This window comes from Microcystis sp. M_OC_Ca_00000000_C217Col, from assembly GCF_007095585.1.
GTDB classification, from domain to species: domain Bacteria; phylum Cyanobacteriota; class Cyanobacteriia; order Cyanobacteriales; family Microcystaceae; genus Microcystis; species Microcystis panniformis.
In genome coordinates this window covers 57,965-72,502 of the sequence record NZ_SFBV01000200.1, presented here as the reverse complement: position 1 = coordinate 72,502, position 14,538 = coordinate 57,965, and the positions used below count along the sequence as shown (strand labels likewise).

Annotated in this window: 13 protein-coding genes and 2 pseudogenes; 9 read left to right on the top strand and 6 right to left on the bottom strand. The window is 44.3% G+C overall.

Going from position 1 to position 14,538, the window contains the following annotated elements:
* Positions 1-198 precede the first annotated feature (198 nt).
* Both EWV66_RS12145 and EWV66_RS12140 read left to right on the top strand, forming a co-directional pair.
* Positions 199-1,584 (top strand): annotated as a pseudogene (locus EWV66_RS12145) (hypothetical protein); the annotation flags it as partial.
* Positions 1,585-1,872: 288 nt separating this feature from the next.
* Positions 1,873-2,643 (top strand): class II glutamine amidotransferase, encoded by a 771-nt coding sequence (locus tag EWV66_RS12140; protein ID WP_287107644.1) that lies wholly within the window; start codon positions 1,873-1,875, stop codon positions 2,641-2,643.
* 2 nt (positions 2,644-2,645) lie between these two features.
* Here the strand turns inward: EWV66_RS12140 and EWV66_RS12135 are convergent, their stop codons facing one another.
* Positions 2,646-3,374, bottom strand: a complete 729-nt coding sequence (locus tag EWV66_RS12135) for an ABC transporter ATP-binding protein (RefSeq protein WP_287107645.1) — start codon at positions 3,372-3,374, stop codon at positions 2,646-2,648.
* A 75-nt stretch (positions 3,375-3,449) separates the two neighbouring features.
* Between EWV66_RS12135 and EWV66_RS12130 the strand changes: the two genes are divergently transcribed.
* Positions 3,450-4,139 (top strand): Uma2 family endonuclease, encoded by a 690-nt coding sequence (locus EWV66_RS12130; RefSeq protein ID WP_287107647.1) that lies wholly within the window; start codon positions 3,450-3,452, stop codon positions 4,137-4,139.
* 311 nt (positions 4,140-4,450) lie between these two features.
* Here EWV66_RS12130 and psaC read toward each other — a convergent pair whose 3' ends face one another.
* Positions 4,451-4,696: a photosystem I iron-sulfur center protein PsaC gene (psaC, locus tag EWV66_RS12125; protein ID WP_002734319.1), complete on the bottom strand. Its 246-nt coding sequence runs from the start codon at positions 4,694-4,696 to the stop codon at positions 4,451-4,453.
* 251 nt (positions 4,697-4,947) lie between these two features.
* Between psaC and acs the strand changes: the two genes are divergently transcribed.
* The 4 genes and pseudogenes from acs to EWV66_RS12110 all read left to right on the top strand — a co-directional run bounded on the left by acs (position 4,948) and on the right by EWV66_RS12110 (position 8,575).
* Positions 4,948-6,918, top strand: coding sequence for an acetate--CoA ligase (gene acs, locus EWV66_RS12120; RefSeq protein ID WP_287107648.1), 1,971 nt, complete (start codon positions 4,948-4,950; stop codon positions 6,916-6,918).
* A 207-nt stretch (positions 6,919-7,125) separates the two neighbouring features.
* Positions 7,126-7,332 (top strand): annotated as a pseudogene (locus EWV66_RS24415) (hypothetical protein).
* A gap of 19 nt (positions 7,333-7,351) precedes the next feature.
* A complete protein-coding gene (locus tag EWV66_RS12115; RefSeq protein ID WP_052275552.1) occupies positions 7,352-8,011 on the top strand; it encodes a tropomyosin in 660 nt (219 codons plus the stop codon).
* A gap of 39 nt (positions 8,012-8,050) precedes the next feature.
* Complete coding sequence (locus tag EWV66_RS12110; protein ID WP_052275551.1) at positions 8,051-8,575, top strand: GNAT family N-acetyltransferase; 525 nt, start codon at positions 8,051-8,053, stop codon at positions 8,573-8,575.
* A gap of 127 nt (positions 8,576-8,702) precedes the next feature.
* On the opposite strand, the gene EWV66_RS12105 is transcribed toward EWV66_RS12110, so the two are convergent.
* From EWV66_RS12105 to rimI, 4 genes are all read right to left on the bottom strand, one after another.
* Positions 8,703-9,209, bottom strand: a complete 507-nt coding sequence (locus tag EWV66_RS12105) for a DUF1269 domain-containing protein (protein ID WP_052275550.1) — start codon at positions 9,207-9,209, stop codon at positions 8,703-8,705.
* Between the two features lie 97 nt (positions 9,210-9,306).
* Entirely contained in the window at positions 9,307-9,924 is a 618-nt protein-coding gene (locus EWV66_RS12100; protein WP_036388153.1) for a CP12 domain-containing protein, read from the bottom strand.
* A 90-nt stretch (positions 9,925-10,014) separates the two neighbouring features.
* Positions 10,015-11,205, bottom strand: coding sequence for a glycosyltransferase family 4 protein (locus EWV66_RS12095; RefSeq protein WP_052275549.1), 1,191 nt, complete (start codon positions 11,203-11,205; stop codon positions 10,015-10,017).
* 38 nt (positions 11,206-11,243) lie between these two features.
* A complete protein-coding gene (gene rimI / locus EWV66_RS12090; RefSeq protein WP_052275548.1) occupies positions 11,244-11,822 on the bottom strand; it encodes a ribosomal protein S18-alanine N-acetyltransferase in 579 nt (192 codons plus the stop codon).
* Between the two features lie 1,257 nt (positions 11,823-13,079).
* Between rimI and EWV66_RS12085 the strand changes: the two genes are divergently transcribed.
* Both EWV66_RS12085 and EWV66_RS12080 read left to right on the top strand, forming a co-directional pair.
* Complete coding sequence (locus EWV66_RS12085) at positions 13,080-14,060, top strand: sodium-dependent bicarbonate transport family permease (RefSeq protein WP_002786258.1); 981 nt, start codon at positions 13,080-13,082, stop codon at positions 14,058-14,060.
* Between the two features lie 73 nt (positions 14,061-14,133).
* Positions 14,134-14,451 (top strand): P-II family nitrogen regulator, encoded by a 318-nt coding sequence (locus EWV66_RS12080; RefSeq protein WP_002786257.1) that lies wholly within the window; start codon positions 14,134-14,136, stop codon positions 14,449-14,451.
* Positions 14,452-14,538: the final 87 nt, after the last annotated feature.

Here is a 14,538-nt window from a genome sequence, read left to right as displayed (position 1 = left end):
GTTTTAGTTTTTCTATTAAGCTCAACATATATTTAAAAAGTTGGCGGTCACTTCTCATTTTACCTGATAGTGATCGCTTTTACTTTTGATATTCTGATGGGAGAATGAAACAGCCCTACTTGATAAGGGGGGTGTTTGACAGTTAACACCTACCTACTTAATAAACCATCACCGGGTAAATAGCCAGAGATAAAAATTATGAAGGAAAGCACCGTCCCCACCATTAATCTCGCCCCTAAACTCAGACGCGATTTATCTTTATGGAATCCCTTTGATTATCTTTTGCTGTTGTACTGGCTGTTTTATTTTCCCCAAGCAGTGCGCTGGTATGTGGAAACGAGAGACGGCGGCGATAACCATCCCGTACAATTGCGTCTAAGGATTCAGGGTCTTCTCTTAACTGTAATTATCGTTCTAATTATCTGTAGCATAGCAGCAAATTTAGGACTTTCTGTTAATTGGGGGGACGTGCTGTCGGGCGTGGTGTGGGGCGTGGTGTGGTTCGTGGTGGTGTGGGGCGTGGTGTCCGGCGTGGTGTGGGGCGTGGTGTCCGGCGTGGCGTTGGGCGTGGCGTTGGGCGTGCTGTGGGGTGTGGCGTTGGGCGCAATGTCCGGCGTGCTGTGGGGCGTGGTGTCCGGCGTGTTGTGGGGCGTGGTGTCGGGCGTGGTGTTGGGCGTGGATTCGGGCGTGGTGTCGGGCGTGGTGTCGGGCGTGGTGTTGAGCGTGGCGTCGAGCGTGGGGTCGGGCGTGCTGTCGGGCGTGCTGTCGGGCGTGCTGTCGGGCGTGTGGTGGGGCGTGGTGTGGGGCGTGGTGCTTATATTCGCCTTTTTCCGTCCTGATAATTGGCTAATCGGGCTTTTGGCAGGCCCCCAAGGGCGACTTTTTCCCCGTATTACCCTTCTACCGCTGCCGGGGTTAACCTCCACTCTACAACAATGGTTACAGCAAGACTGGGAAACGGCTATTAATAACCTCAATCAATACCTTCGGTACAGCCGCCAGTTTATTCCTGTCCTTGCCGCCGTTAATCGCGTTTTACCGCAATTCCCAGAGGCAGAAATTATCTATCGCGTCTCCCGTCTGGCAGAAAATCCCTCCGATTGGCAATTGTTAAAATATGCGTCGGCGAAACCGTTTTCTTGGTCTGACAGCCAAATCCGTCTAGATACTCCTGCTCGCGCCGCCGCCGCTGGTTTTTGGTATCTTCACCAACAGGACACCGAAAAAGCCGAAACAGCCTTTGCTGTGGTACGTTCCCTCGCCTACGGGGAAGAAATGTATAGCCTCGCCCAAACTTTACACCGGTTTAGTCAGGCAGCAACTCCCGATAGTATCGCTTCCCTGGAGGTTGCCCCCATTGCCGCAGAACCGTCATTACGTCCGCAAACTTGGCAAGCTATCAGCAGTTTAAATCGAGTTATCGCAGAAATAGCTTTAGCACAGAGAAGTTACTCCCAAGAGACTAGAGATCGGATTATCGGGGAATTAAGCGATATAATCGACCGACAGGCTGCCAATTTACCCCTAGCAGAAAAAGCATTAATCCTTTCTATCGCCCAAAAATGGAAAACTTGCTGTTCTTCTAGCTTGTAAGCTAAGACGCATTTAAACCGCTTTTTCTTAGATTAGCCGAATCTCCCCCCCCCTGCCCCTAGGGTTGATTCATAGTAGGGTTGATTCATGAATCAACCCTACCCTGTCAGCCTTGATAAGGGGGGTGTCTGACAGTTTTTAACACCTACCTACTTAGTGCCAGATTAATTTCTTAGCTAGGATAGGCAAGAGGCAGCTGGAAAAAATTCTCCTGTCTCCTGTCACGGCTGCTGGCAGTAAGTAATTTTGCCGGCATCTGATATTCAAACTCAAGCAACTATGTGTCAACTTTTAGGCATGAATTGTAATGTCCCCACGGATATCTGTTTTTCCTTTGAGGGATTTTGTGCGCGGGGAGGAAAAACCGACGAACATCGAGACGGTTGGGGAATTGCTTTTTTTGAGGGTTTAGGTTGTCGAACTTTTATTGATGTTAAACCCTCGATCGCTTCTCCGATTGCGGAATTAATTAAAAACTATCCCATCCATTCTACCAATGTTATCGCCCATATTCGCAAAGCTACCCAAGGAGAAATTAAACTAGAAAACTGTCATCCTTTTCAGCGGGAATTGTGGGGAAAATATTGGGTTTTTGCCCATAATGGTCATTTAGAAAATTTCTCACCGGCTGCGGGAGATTTTTATCAACCGGTTGGGGACACGGATTCGGAAAGAGCTTTCTGTTTAATTCTTAATACCCTGCGAGAGAGTTTTCCCCAGGGCAAACCTTCCCTAGAACAACTCTATCAAGTCCTGAAAACTATCACAACCTCTATCGCTTGTCAAGGTATTTTTAATTATCTTTTATCCGATGGTGAACATTTTTTTGCCCATTGTTCAACTAAATTAAGCTATATAATCCGTCAATATCCTTTTGCCGCTGCTCATTTAATTGATGAAGATGTGAGCGTTGATTTTCAAGCTTTAACCAGTCCGAGCGATCAAGTGGCAATAATTGCCACTACTCCCTTAACTGATAATGAAGTTTGGACACCGATTAATTCAGGAGAATTATTAGTTTTTCAGGAGGGCGCAGCAATTTTAAGTTAATCTTACCAGTGGTCACTTTGTCGAGATTTTTCTAGGTCAATTAACTGAGTTTTTAACCCTAACCAATCTAATTGATTGGCAAGGCAATCTGACCTAATTTTCCCCGCTTCTAGATAAATGACTCGCTCGGCAAATTCCTCTAACAAATCCAGTTGATGATTGACCATAATTATCGTCATTGAACTTTGATTGTTTAATACTTCTAATAACCTGGTGGCCGTGCCTGTATCTAGAGCAGAGGTGGGTTCATCTAATAACAATATGCTCGGTTCTAACTGCAAAGCTCTGGTAATTGCCACTAATTGTCTTTGTCCTAAAGATAATTCTAACTCCCCGCGCTCAAACCACTGTTGAGGAATTTTTAATAGGGATGTCCAATGGTCAATTCTCTGATTAATTTCGGCAGGTGTAAGTTTTTTTAATTGCAAAGGATAAGCGAGAGCATCTCGAACAGTCATCCCTAATAATTTCGACTCTTGTGGCAATAAAACTATCTGTTGTCGCAGGGAAATAACCGGTATTTCCCTAATCGATTTACCTTGAAAATAAATATTTCCCGTGCTTGGTTCCTGCAAACGATTTAACAATCGCAAAAGAGTCGTTTTTCCTGCCCCAGATGCTCCGACAATAGCTAACTTTTCCGCCGATTTCACGCCAAAATTAAGATCTTCTAACAGATAAGCACTGCCCCGTCGGATAGCTAAATTTACTTGCTGTAGTTCTAAAATCAAGATCGGTCTTTTCCTTACTTAGTTCAAATTTATTATATAATAAAAATAGCCCAATGAGTTCGGCAGGTATTCCCCATGGTTAGTCAAGTTAACAAAAACGAGATTATCTATCCTGAGAGCGACGGTAAACCGATGGCAGATAATACTAAACAATTTAACTGGATAGTAACGATTAAGCAGAATCTCGACTGGTTATATATCGATGATCCCCAGGTATTTGTAGCGGGGGATCTGTTATGGTATCCCGTGGAAGGCCAGCCGAAAATTGCCGCCGCTCCTGATACGATGGTAGTATTGGGCAGACCGAAAGGCGATCGAGGTTCCTACAAACAATGGCAAGAGGATAATCTTGCTCCTCAAGTTGTCTTTGAGATTCTTTCTCCCAGTAACACCTCCATCGAAATGGCCAAAAAATTGCTATTTTATGATCGCTATGGAGTCCAGGAATACTACGTCTATGATCCCGATGATAATACTCTAGAAGCTTGGCAGCGAATTGGTGACAGTTTAGACAGTGTTAGTGAGGTTAATAATTGGGTGAGTCCCCGTTTAGGCATTCGTTTTGACTTAACCGACGAGTTAAAAATTTATCGTCCTGATGGCACTCAATTTTTGTCCTACAGCGAAATTAATCAACTACTGGAGCAGGAAAAGCAACGGGCTGAAAATGAACGCCAACGGGCAGAACAGGCCAATCAGCAGTTAGTAGAAATGGAGGCAAAACTGCAAAAATATCGTCAACTTTTTGGAGAATTACCTAACTAGGGTTTGCTGAATAAATGTGAAATATAGACGAGGTAAGGGGTTTGGTGGCCTGTTTGGCGAAGCAGCTGCAAGATTTTCAAGCTAGTGACTCAAAAACGGGAGCATCTTGATCGGCGATTGCGTCCTGTAGGGGCGAAGCATTCGGGCAATAACTTATTGCTGAAACCGTAGATTTTCTATCCGAATGCTTCGCCCCGATTTTTTCAGCCAGCCCTAACTAGCGAAGGGAGTATAACAAAAAAAGAGGACTGGTTAGTCCTCTTAACAAGATTAGTTTTCGCTAAATGTTAAACACAGAATGATTGCCAGGCCTAGTAGGCTAGACCCATACTGCGGGTGGTTTCTGCTCCGAGATAAACCCGAATGCTTAGGAAATCCGTCGGACAAGCGGTTTCGCAACGTTTGCAACCAATACAGTCTTCCGTGCGGGGGGAAGAGGCAATCTGGGCAGCTTTACAGCCATCCCAGGGGACCATTTCCAGCACGTCGAGGGGACAAGCCCGAACGCATTGGGTGCAACCGATACAGGTATCGTAAATTTTAACGCTATGAGACATTGAATTATGACTCCTTACCGAGTGTTCTCCATGTTAAATTTCGGGTTTATCGGTTAGTTTACCTTACAGCGATCTGTTCATCGCTCGATCGGTGACATAACTTTAAACTCTGTAACACTTGGGGCCAAATGGCGATCGCTAGTCAGGGATCGGGCAATTCTAAAATAGCCTTAAAGAATTGCTTGCCGGGGTTACGGGGGGAACCGAAAAAGGTAATCTGGATCGCAAGATAATTTATTTCGTTTGCCAGTATGACAGAAATAGCGATCGAATCAGTCCTACAGGAAAATCGGCTGTTTCCTCCCAGTGCCGAATTTTCTCAGAATGCCACAATTAAAAGCTTTGAAGAATACCAGCAACTCTACGCCAAAGCCAAGGCCGATCCCCCGGCTTTTTGGGCCCAATTAGCCGAAAAAGAATTACATTGGTTTGAAAAATGGTCAGAGGTTCTTGACTGGCAGCCCCCCTTTGCTAAATGGTTCGTCAACGGCAAGATTAATATTTGTTACAACTGTATTGACAGACATCTCACCACCTGGAGACGTAATAAAGCCGCCATCATCTGGGAAGGAGAACCGGGGGACAGCCGCACCATTACCTACGAACAGTTACACCGAGAAGTGTGTCAATTTGCCAACGCTTTAAAGGAATTAGGCGTTAAAAAAGGCGATGTGGTCGGAATTTATCTGCCGATGATTCCCGAAGCGGCCATCGCTATGTTAGCCTGTGCCAGAATTGGTGCGCCCCACAGTGTAGTTTTTGGGGGATTTAGTGCCGATGCTTTGCGCGAGCGTCTTAATGATGCGACTGCTAAGGTGGTAATCACTGCCGATGGTGGTTTCCGCAAGGATAAAGTCGTTGCCCTCAAGGAACAGGTAGATCTGGCTCTAGCCGATAATAGCGCCCCCAGTGTGGAAAAAGTTCTCGTTGTTCAGCGCAGCAAGGAACCAATCAATATGGTTGCCGATCGCGATTACTGGTGGCATGATCTACAAAAACAGGTATCTGCTAATTGTCCGGCCGAACCGATGGATAGTGAAGATATGTTATTTATCCTCTATACCAGTGGTTCCACCGGCAAACCGAAAGGAGTCGTCCACACCACCGGCGGTTATAATCTCTACACCCATGTCACCAGCAAATGGATTTTTGACCTAAAAGACACCGATGTTTACTGGTGTACTGCCGATGTGGGTTGGATTACCGGCCATAGTTATATCGTTTACGGACCCCTTTCTAATGGTGCAACGACGGTAATGTATGAAGGGGTTCCCCGTCCCTCTAATTTAGGCTGTTTTTGGGATGTAATCGAGAAATATCGCGTTAATATCTTTTATACTGCTCCCACTGCTATCCGCGCTTTTATCAAAATGGGTGAAGACATCCCCAATAGCCGGGATTTATCCTCTTTGCGCTTACTGGGAACCGTGGGAGAACCGATTAACCCGGAAGCGTGGATGTGGTATCACCGGGTTATCGGTAAGGAAAAATGTCCGATTGTCGATACTTGGTGGCAAACGGAAACCGGGGGAATTATGATTACTCCCTTACCCGGGGCAATTGCCACCAAACCGGGGTCAGCAACCCTCCCTTTTCCCGGTATTATCGCCGCAGTGGTGGACCTAGAGGGCAATCCCACCCACGCGAATGAGGGGGGTTATCTGGTGGTCAAACATCCCTGGCCCGGTATGATGCGAACAGTCTATAAAAATCCCGATCGCTTCCGCAATACCTACTGGGAACAGATCGCCCCCAAAGATGGCCAATATCTCTATTTTGCTGGGGATGGTAGTCGTCAGGACGAGGACGGTTATTTCTGGGTAATGGGGCGCGTTGATGACGTAATTAGCGTTTCTGGCCACCGTTTAGGGACTATGGAGATCGAATCAGCTTTAGTATCTCATCCTGCGGTAGCAGAGGCGGCTGTGGTGGGACGGCCGGATGAAATTAAAGGGGAAGAAGTCTATGCTTTTGTGACTCTGGAGGGACATTATGAAGCGAGTCAGGAGTTAGCGCAAGCATTAAAGGATCACGTTGTCAAGGAAATTGGCATTATTGCTCGACCGGGAGAAATCCGTTTTACCGATGTACTGCCAAAAACGCGATCGGGTAAAATTATGCGTCGTCTCTTGCGAACTTTAGCATCAGGTCAAGAGATTTCTGGTGATACTTCTACTCTAGAAGATCGATCGGTTTTGGACAAATTGCGCCAAGGTGCCTAATTTAATTGCCGGTTTTTCCTAGTAGTTAGGGTGAGGAATGAGAGCTAATCTTATCTCACTCTAACGGGAGTGATGATCGGTGAACATATTTGCTCAAGCAGCAAATCTATAGCTAATAATAATCCTGTTTGAAAGGTATAGGAGAATGGGAAGTGGGGAGTCGGTCGTCAATACCAAATTAGCTCATAAGCTCTCTTAATTTTTTGTGTGATAAGTTTAGATTATCTGGAAGCGATCAATCTTTGTGTCCTTTGTGTCTTTGTGGTTCGTTCCAGTTGATCTCGCGTAGCGAGCGCGTTGCGACCGCCAGCAGGAATGTATCCTATAATATATTTTACCCACCGAACCCAAGAGAGCCGATCATACTTCATGTTTATAAGAAAGGCTATAATAATAAAAATAAGAGCAAATTGAAATTATAGGAGTTTAATCAATGACCACCACCACTGCTACGGATAATGATTTAAAAAGACTAGAAGATTTAATCCTCAATGGACAGAAGATAATCGAACATCGATTCAACGAGATCGACAATCGACTGACTACCATGGACAATCGACTGACTACCATGGACAATCGACTCACCACCATGGACAATCGACTCACTACCATGGACAATCGACTCACTACCATGGAAACTCGACTGATTGAGGTGGACAATCGACTCACTACCGTGGACAATCGACTCACTACCGTGGACAATCGACTCACTACCATGGAAACTCGACTGATTGAGGTGGACAATCGACTCACTACCGTGGACAATCGACTCACTACCGTGGAAACGCGACTCACTACCACGGAAACTCGACTGATTGAGGTGGACAATCGATTGAAGGTGATCGAGAATGGACAAGCGGAAATAAAAGCTGATGTCAAAAATCTTCAAAAAGATACTACCGATTTAAAGATTGAACTCACGGAAGTTAAAGGTGATATTAAAACTCTTGATAGTAAATTTGATGACATGAATAAACGCTTAGAGAAAGTCGAAGGAACCCAAAAAAATCAAATTTGGACATTGATAACTGTCTTAAGTGGTTCCCTACTAGCCGTGGGATTTAGAAGTTTTTTTATCAACAATAATCCCTAATCTCAGCAAGAGAATTGCTATAATTTGCTCACTAAAACAATGAAAAGCGATCGCCTAATTCTCCGTCCTTGGCAACTACCCACAGACAAAGAGTCTTTTTTTCAGATCTATCAAAATTCCGAAGTCACTTATTTTTTACCGAGAATTCGTCAGTTAGCCACGGATATTGAGAGTTTAAATGCCCATTTTTCCGAAAGATTACCAACTGTTCGTAATCAAGGTAATGGCAGCGATTGGTGGGCAATGATCGATCGAAAAAATAATCAGATTATCGGTTCGATAATTTTACAGAATTTACCCGATAACTACGGTTATCCTACCCCAGATAGCGAAATTGGTTGGCATTTACGACGCGATTATTGGGGACAAGGATACATAACCGAAGCGGCTAAAGTTATTCTAGAATACGGCTTAATCACCTTACAATTGCCGATTATCTACGCAGTGGTTAATCCCGATAATTATCGCTCAATTCGTGTCACCGAAAGATTAGGAATGCAATCAATGGGATTAACGAATAAATACTACGACACTGAAGCACTTTTATTCTCGATCGAAGCTTAAAGTTCATTAATAATTATTGATTGTTTCTTATTTTATGGATGCTGTGGTGGTCATGCTAAACCCATTCTTGCTCAAAAAGCAAAAAGGGAAATATATTCCCTTTTTCTAGCTTTTATGGACCCAGATCCTAAACCGCTTCGGGTTTAACACCTCTTTGGTCGAGAACTTTCTGTAATTCAGCTTCGTCGGTTTTGGTCAAAGAAGTACGTAACACTTTACCTCCGTAGGGGGCCACTTCATCGAGGACCTTATCGGGGGTAACTTTTTGGACGAGAACAAAGAGAGCAGAGGTACTGGGCTGCAGGGTTTCTCCCAATTCGCGCATAAAATTGTCATCCACACCGATATCACTTAAAGCACCTCCCAAAGCGCCACCAGCAGCACCGAGGACGGCCCCTAATAAAGGGGATAAAAAGAGCATTCCGATTAATAATCCCCAGAAACTGCCACTAGCGGCTCCTGCTGCCGTTAAATTGACCGCTTGCTTGAGTTTAATCTGGCCATCTTTGTTTTTAACCACTACGGCAGCATCTTCTAACTCGATGAGATGTTCCTGTTGCAGTTTAGCCAAAGTTAAACGAACTTCTTCTGCTTTAAATTCGTCCTCATAGGCGATGACAAATAGATCAGCCATAGTTTTTCCTCGATTATTAGTAAATAAAACCTTTATACACTACTTTTGCCGGATTAAAAAGTTTGAGGTATCGGAGAATACCGAAAACCCATGGGGATTAGGTGTCATAGATACGCGCTTCAAAAGCATCGGGATTTTCTTGACAGTATTCCTCAAAATAGGTTTTTTCTGGTTTTTTAGCGCGTTGGTGTGCCAATTCTGCCTGTAATTCCTCAACAACATCCCAAGCTGCGGCACAATCGGGAGAATTTCCCCCTTTTTCAGCACAGACTGCCCGGGCAATATCTCTAGCTTTGATAATCTCCGCTTCTAAATCAAGACTGCGGGGCTTTTCGACAGCGTTACCTTTATGGAGGATATCACTAACAGAGATAACACCGAGCAAACCGCCTTTAATTACCGGTGCGAAACGAATACCGGTATTAGCAAATAAGCGGGCCACATATTCAACCCCGAGGTCGGGATTAATCACGATGCAGGGTTTGCTCATCACTTCATAGACGCGCACTTTTTGCGGATCTTGACCGAAAGCGACGACTTTATAGACAATATCGGTTTCGGTGATAATTCCGTAAGCATCCTCATCGTGACGGCGATCAACAATGAGAGTTCTAATGTTCTTTTCTCTCATCAATTGCACCGCTTTGGCAACGGTTTCAGAACCTTTAATCTTGGCCACCTCCGTGGTCATAATTTCAGCTGCTTTCATAGTCATATTTGGAGAAGTTAAGTTGTGCCTTTGTTATTTTAAGACATAAACTGACCCCTAATACTAACGGCTGACGGCTAAAAAACCGCTCCCTGATTAACGCCATTCCACCAGTTGTCGTTCTTGGACAACCAAACCATATACTGTCTCGGTTTGACGGGCTAAATTCGCCCAATGAAAGCGTTTTTCTAGGTCTTCGTAGGCGTTATTAGCTAATTCGTGGGCGTATTCGGGATGATTTAAAACCTCCAAAATGCCCCAAGCGAGGGAATCGGGATTATTGACCCGGGTGACAATTCCCGTTTGACCATGACGGACAACTTCGGGAAAACCGCAGGTATCGGAAACTACCACGGGAACCCTAGCGGCGAAACTTTCCAGGGCGACAATGCCAAAAGGTTCGTAAAGACTGGGAAAAACGGCACAATCGGCCACGGTTTGGAAGCGATCGAGGTTTTCATCGGACATAAAGCCCGTAAAATAACAATGATGCCAGATACCGAGATGCCAAGCCTGTTGTTTAAGTTTGTCGGTATTGCCGCCACCGATAATCACAAATTTAGTTTTAGCCTCGGTCTGAGCGAGGACTTTTGGGGCAGCGTTGAGTAACACCGAAACCCCCTTTTCAAAGGTCATGCGCCCGACATAATAGACGATTTTTTCGTGATCTTCGGCATATTGACGACGAAAAGCTCGGTAATCAAAGTTAGGGTCTCTTTGCTTTTTCTCGGCCCGAATACCGTTATAAACCACATCGATCTTATCCCAGGGTGCGCCCAAAGCCCGATGGACTTCATGACGCATATAGCCGGTACAGACGATAACGCGCCAAGCATTATAGACGAGGGTTCCCTCTTTGCCGGCGATATAGCGTTGGGTGTCGGTGTGCAGTCCGTTATAACGTCCGTATTCCGTGGCGTGAATAGTGGCAATCAGGGGGATTTTAAAGAGATGTTTCATGGCAATGGCCGCATCCCCTACTAACCAATCGTGGGCATGAACAAGGTCAAATTTTCCGTATTCGGCGATTAGTTTGCCGCCCTGTTGCCCCATGCTGTTATTCATGTTGACCACCCAATGGAAAAAGTCATTGCCGGGGGGGACGGGGACGCGGTGGATGTGAATGCCTTCGACCAGTTCGTAACTGGGGGCCTGACCGAATTCGATCGTGATTAAATGGACTTCATGACCGAGTTTGACGATTTCGGGATAGAGTTCAGCGACATGACGGGCGATACCGCCCACTAATCGCGGTGGAAATTCCCACGCCAACACTAAAATCCTCATTTTTCCCTAACCTCGACCTGATTTAAGCTGGTAAGTAATCATGACATCCCCATGGTATCTATTTTGGCTCTGGTTTCTTCCTCTAATTGCCACTCTCCCTGCGCCAGTCTTGAGAGGATTTCTTGTCGCCACTTGCTTAATTGTTCCTGAAAAGCGGCCGTTTGTAGATCGTTGCGCCAGAAAATTAGGGCCGATTCGCCAGTTTGCGGATAATAATTTTTACGCTCTCCAGCGATGCGGAAGCCAAAATGCTCGTAGAGCGCGATCGCTGACTGGTTCGATACCCTCACCTCTAGCGTAGCCCTTTCCAGTTGTCTTTGTACAGCTTTCTCAAGCAGTTTGTAGAGAAGCAGTTTTCCTAATCCTTGTCTTTGATAGTCGGGATAAATTGCCAGGAGGGTAATATGCGCTTCTTCGAGAATTGCCCAAGAACAAGCTAATCCGATTAGGGTTTCGTCCTCCCCGTCCAGGGTAAGAATTAATAATTCACTGTTGGGGCTGTTTAATTCCCGTTGATATCCCGATAACGTCCAGATACCGCCGAGACTGGTGCGATCAAGTGCTACCATGGCGGCAAGATGTGGGGATTTTGGGGTTTTAAGCTGGATTTTTGGCATTTATCGGGGAACGCGAGCGGGGAACGGGAGAGGGGTGTGGGGTGTGGGGAGTTTTCTCAGTTAACTGATAACTGATCACTGATCACTGATCACTGATCACTGATCACTGATCACTGACTCCTAACCCAATAGTAGATGTGGGATTTTTGCAGGAGTTCTATTTTCTGACAAATATAAGCAAAAGTTATTTATTGACTGCAAAAACTTGAGAATATTTAAATTAACATTCCGCAATATTTATAAATTCTTAAGAATTAATTGAGAAAGATTTTTATTTAACAACGATGTTATCATAGTTACAGCGATTTTACTGAATTTCATAATGGGTTATTCTATGCTTTTTTGGGCAGCAATGGTTGAAACCTTTGCCACACCTAGAAGGTAATCCCAATTAAGACGGTTAAATCAGTCAATTTCACCCACAACGATGATCTTTTTTTTGTGTAGTTTTATTGCAAAAAAAAAGTTTTTTTGACAAAAAGCACAAAGTATGATAATAAACAACGTATTTCTGGCTGCGAGTAATTATTAAACCTCTTGCATAATTAATTTTTCAGGGTTCAAAATGTGGAAACTAGGTCTATACTGATAGAATATCCGCAAAATAGTCCTAAAAGTCTTTCCCAGTAAACATTTCACGATTCCATAAGCAAAAATTATCACACAAAGTCGAGAAGAGCCGATTAAATGGCATAAAGTGTGTAAATAGACCATTTAACTGATTATTATTCATTTTTAATTCTCCTGACTACTGACTACTGACTACTGACTCCTAACCCTAGCAACAATTTTTGGTTTTTACAAAAGGTCTATTGTAGAGGAGGAAAAGGGAGAGGGGAGAGGGGAGAAAAGCTGACGGCTTCAAGATCAGTGATCACTGATCACTGAAACATCACCCATCTTAAGTAGGGAGGCACAATTATTTGTAGGATGGGTTAGTGGTAGCGTAACATAATCGGGCGTTGGGTTTCATGCTTCAACCCAACCTACGTTCTGATCACTGAAACATCACCCATCTTAAGTAGGGAGGCACAATTATTTGTAGGATGGGTTAGTGGTAGCGTAACATAATCGGGCGTTGGGTTTCATGCTTCAGCCCAACCTACGTTCATCTCCCGTCTCGGAGTCTCGGAGTCTCGGAGTCTCGGAGTCTCGGAGTCTCGACTAGGAAATTAATTTTGCACGACTACTTAACATTTCCCCAGTATTCTCAAAATCGAATAGTATAGATTGAAATAAATCAATGTACGCAAACCTATGGATGGCAGCTTAATCCTGTTCAATATTCTCAATCCGCCGGTTTTGTTCTTTTTCTTAGGAATGCTGGCAGTATTTTTTAAATCCGACCTAGAGATTCCCCAACCACTGCCTAAACTCTTTTCTCTCTATCTGTTGATGGCGATTGGTTTCAAGGGAGGTTATGAACTAGCGGAAAGTGGCATCAATAACCAAATTGCTTTAACTTTGATTGCCTCTGTGGTTATGGCTTGCATCGTTCCCATTTACACTTTCTTTATCCTGAAAATTAAACTCGATAGTGCCAATGCAGCAGCGATCGCAGCAGCCTATGGTTCCATTAGTGCCGTTACTTTCATCACCGCCAGTTCTTTTTTAGAAAAACTTCATATTTCCTATGGCGGTCACATGGTAGCGGCCTTAGCTTTAATGGAATCGCCGGCGATTGTAGTGGGTTTAATCCTGGTGCGAGTCTTTAAAGAGAAAAATGGCGAAGAAGAAGCGTTTTCTTGGTCAAAGGTTCTACATGAAGCCTTTTTAAATGGTTCGGTATTTCTCTTAGTCGGTAGTGTTGTTATTGGTATGCTCACGGGGGAAAGAGGCTGGGAAAAATTACAACCTTTCACTCAAGGGATTTTTTATGGTGCTTTAACTTTCTTTCTCCTAGATATGGGATTAGTGGCTGCGAAAAGAATTCGAGAATTAGGCAAAACTGGTTCTTTTCTCATCGGTTTCTCGGTGTTCATTCCCGTCATCAATGCTATGGTGGGGATTCTCATCGCTAAGGTTCTCGGATTTGAACAGGGCAATGCTTTATTATTCGCTGTTTTGTGTGCCAGTGCCTCTTATATTGCTGTTCCTGCGGCCATGAGAATGACTGTTCCTGAAGCTAATCCTAGTTTATACGTTTCTATGGCCTTGGCTTTAACTTTTCCTTTCAATATCATCATCGGTATTCCTCTGTACCTAGAGATGATCAAAATCATTGGCTGTGGAGTCTAAAAGGCCCGGCGGTTTTTAAATAATTCCTGTCAAAATTGTTCTCTTTCACTTGTCCCTTTTTTACTGAACTACCATGCTTGAATCCCCCCATCCTTCCCTACAAACTGTCAAAAAAGTGGACATAATTGTTAGTCATGCTTTTCTGGAAGAAACCTTAAGCGTTCTTGATGTTGTCGGAGTTTCCGGTTATACCGTCTTTGGCAATGCTTCGGGAAAAGGCGATCGAGGTTTATCCTGTGATGACTTCGATTGTGATTACAGTGGTAGCTATATTATGACGGTTTGTAATAGTGACGAACAACTTGGTCGTCTGATCGATAAAATTCAGCCTATTTTAAAAAAAGCTGGCGGAATTTTTGTGGTGACTACGGCCCAATGGCTAACTCATTAGACCTCTTGTAAAAATCAAAAATTGTCGTAAGTAGGGAGGCACAATTATTTGTAGGATGGGTTAGCGGTAGCGTAAACTATGCGGGGG

What these genes read in the sequence shown, in the direction of transcription:
- EWV66_RS12140 (WP_287107644.1), top strand. Translation starts at nt 1,873, where the DNA reads ATGTGTCAACTTTTAGGCATGAATTGTAATGTCCCCACGGATATCTGT.
- EWV66_RS12130 (WP_287107647.1), top strand. Translation starts at nt 3,450, where the DNA reads ATGGTTAGTCAAGTTAACAAAAACGAGATTATCTATCCTGAGAGCGAC.
- psaC (WP_002734319.1), bottom strand. Translation starts at nt 4,696, where the DNA reads ATGTCTCATAGCGTTAAAATTTACGATACCTGTATCGGTTGCACCCAA.
- acs (WP_287107648.1), top strand. Translation starts at nt 4,948, where the DNA reads ATGACAGAAATAGCGATCGAATCAGTCCTACAGGAAAATCGGCTGTTT.
- EWV66_RS12115 (WP_052275552.1), top strand. Translation starts at nt 7,352, where the DNA reads ATGACCACCACCACTGCTACGGATAATGATTTAAAAAGACTAGAAGAT.
- EWV66_RS12110 (WP_052275551.1), top strand. Translation starts at nt 8,051, where the DNA reads ATGAAAAGCGATCGCCTAATTCTCCGTCCTTGGCAACTACCCACAGAC.
- EWV66_RS12105 (WP_052275550.1), bottom strand. Translation starts at nt 9,209, where the DNA reads ATGGCTGATCTATTTGTCATCGCCTATGAGGACGAATTTAAAGCAGAA.
- EWV66_RS12100 (WP_036388153.1), bottom strand. Translation starts at nt 9,924, where the DNA reads ATGACTATGAAAGCAGCTGAAATTATGACCACGGAGGTGGCCAAGATT.
- EWV66_RS12095 (WP_052275549.1), bottom strand. Translation starts at nt 11,205, where the DNA reads ATGAGGATTTTAGTGTTGGCGTGGGAATTTCCACCGCGATTAGTGGGC.
- rimI (WP_052275548.1), bottom strand. Translation starts at nt 11,822, where the DNA reads ATGCCAAAAATCCAGCTTAAAACCCCAAAATCCCCACATCTTGCCGCC.
- EWV66_RS12085 (WP_002786258.1), top strand. Translation starts at nt 13,080, where the DNA reads ATGGATGGCAGCTTAATCCTGTTCAATATTCTCAATCCGCCGGTTTTG.
- EWV66_RS12080 (WP_002786257.1), top strand. Translation starts at nt 14,134, where the DNA reads ATGCTTGAATCCCCCCATCCTTCCCTACAAACTGTCAAAAAAGTGGAC.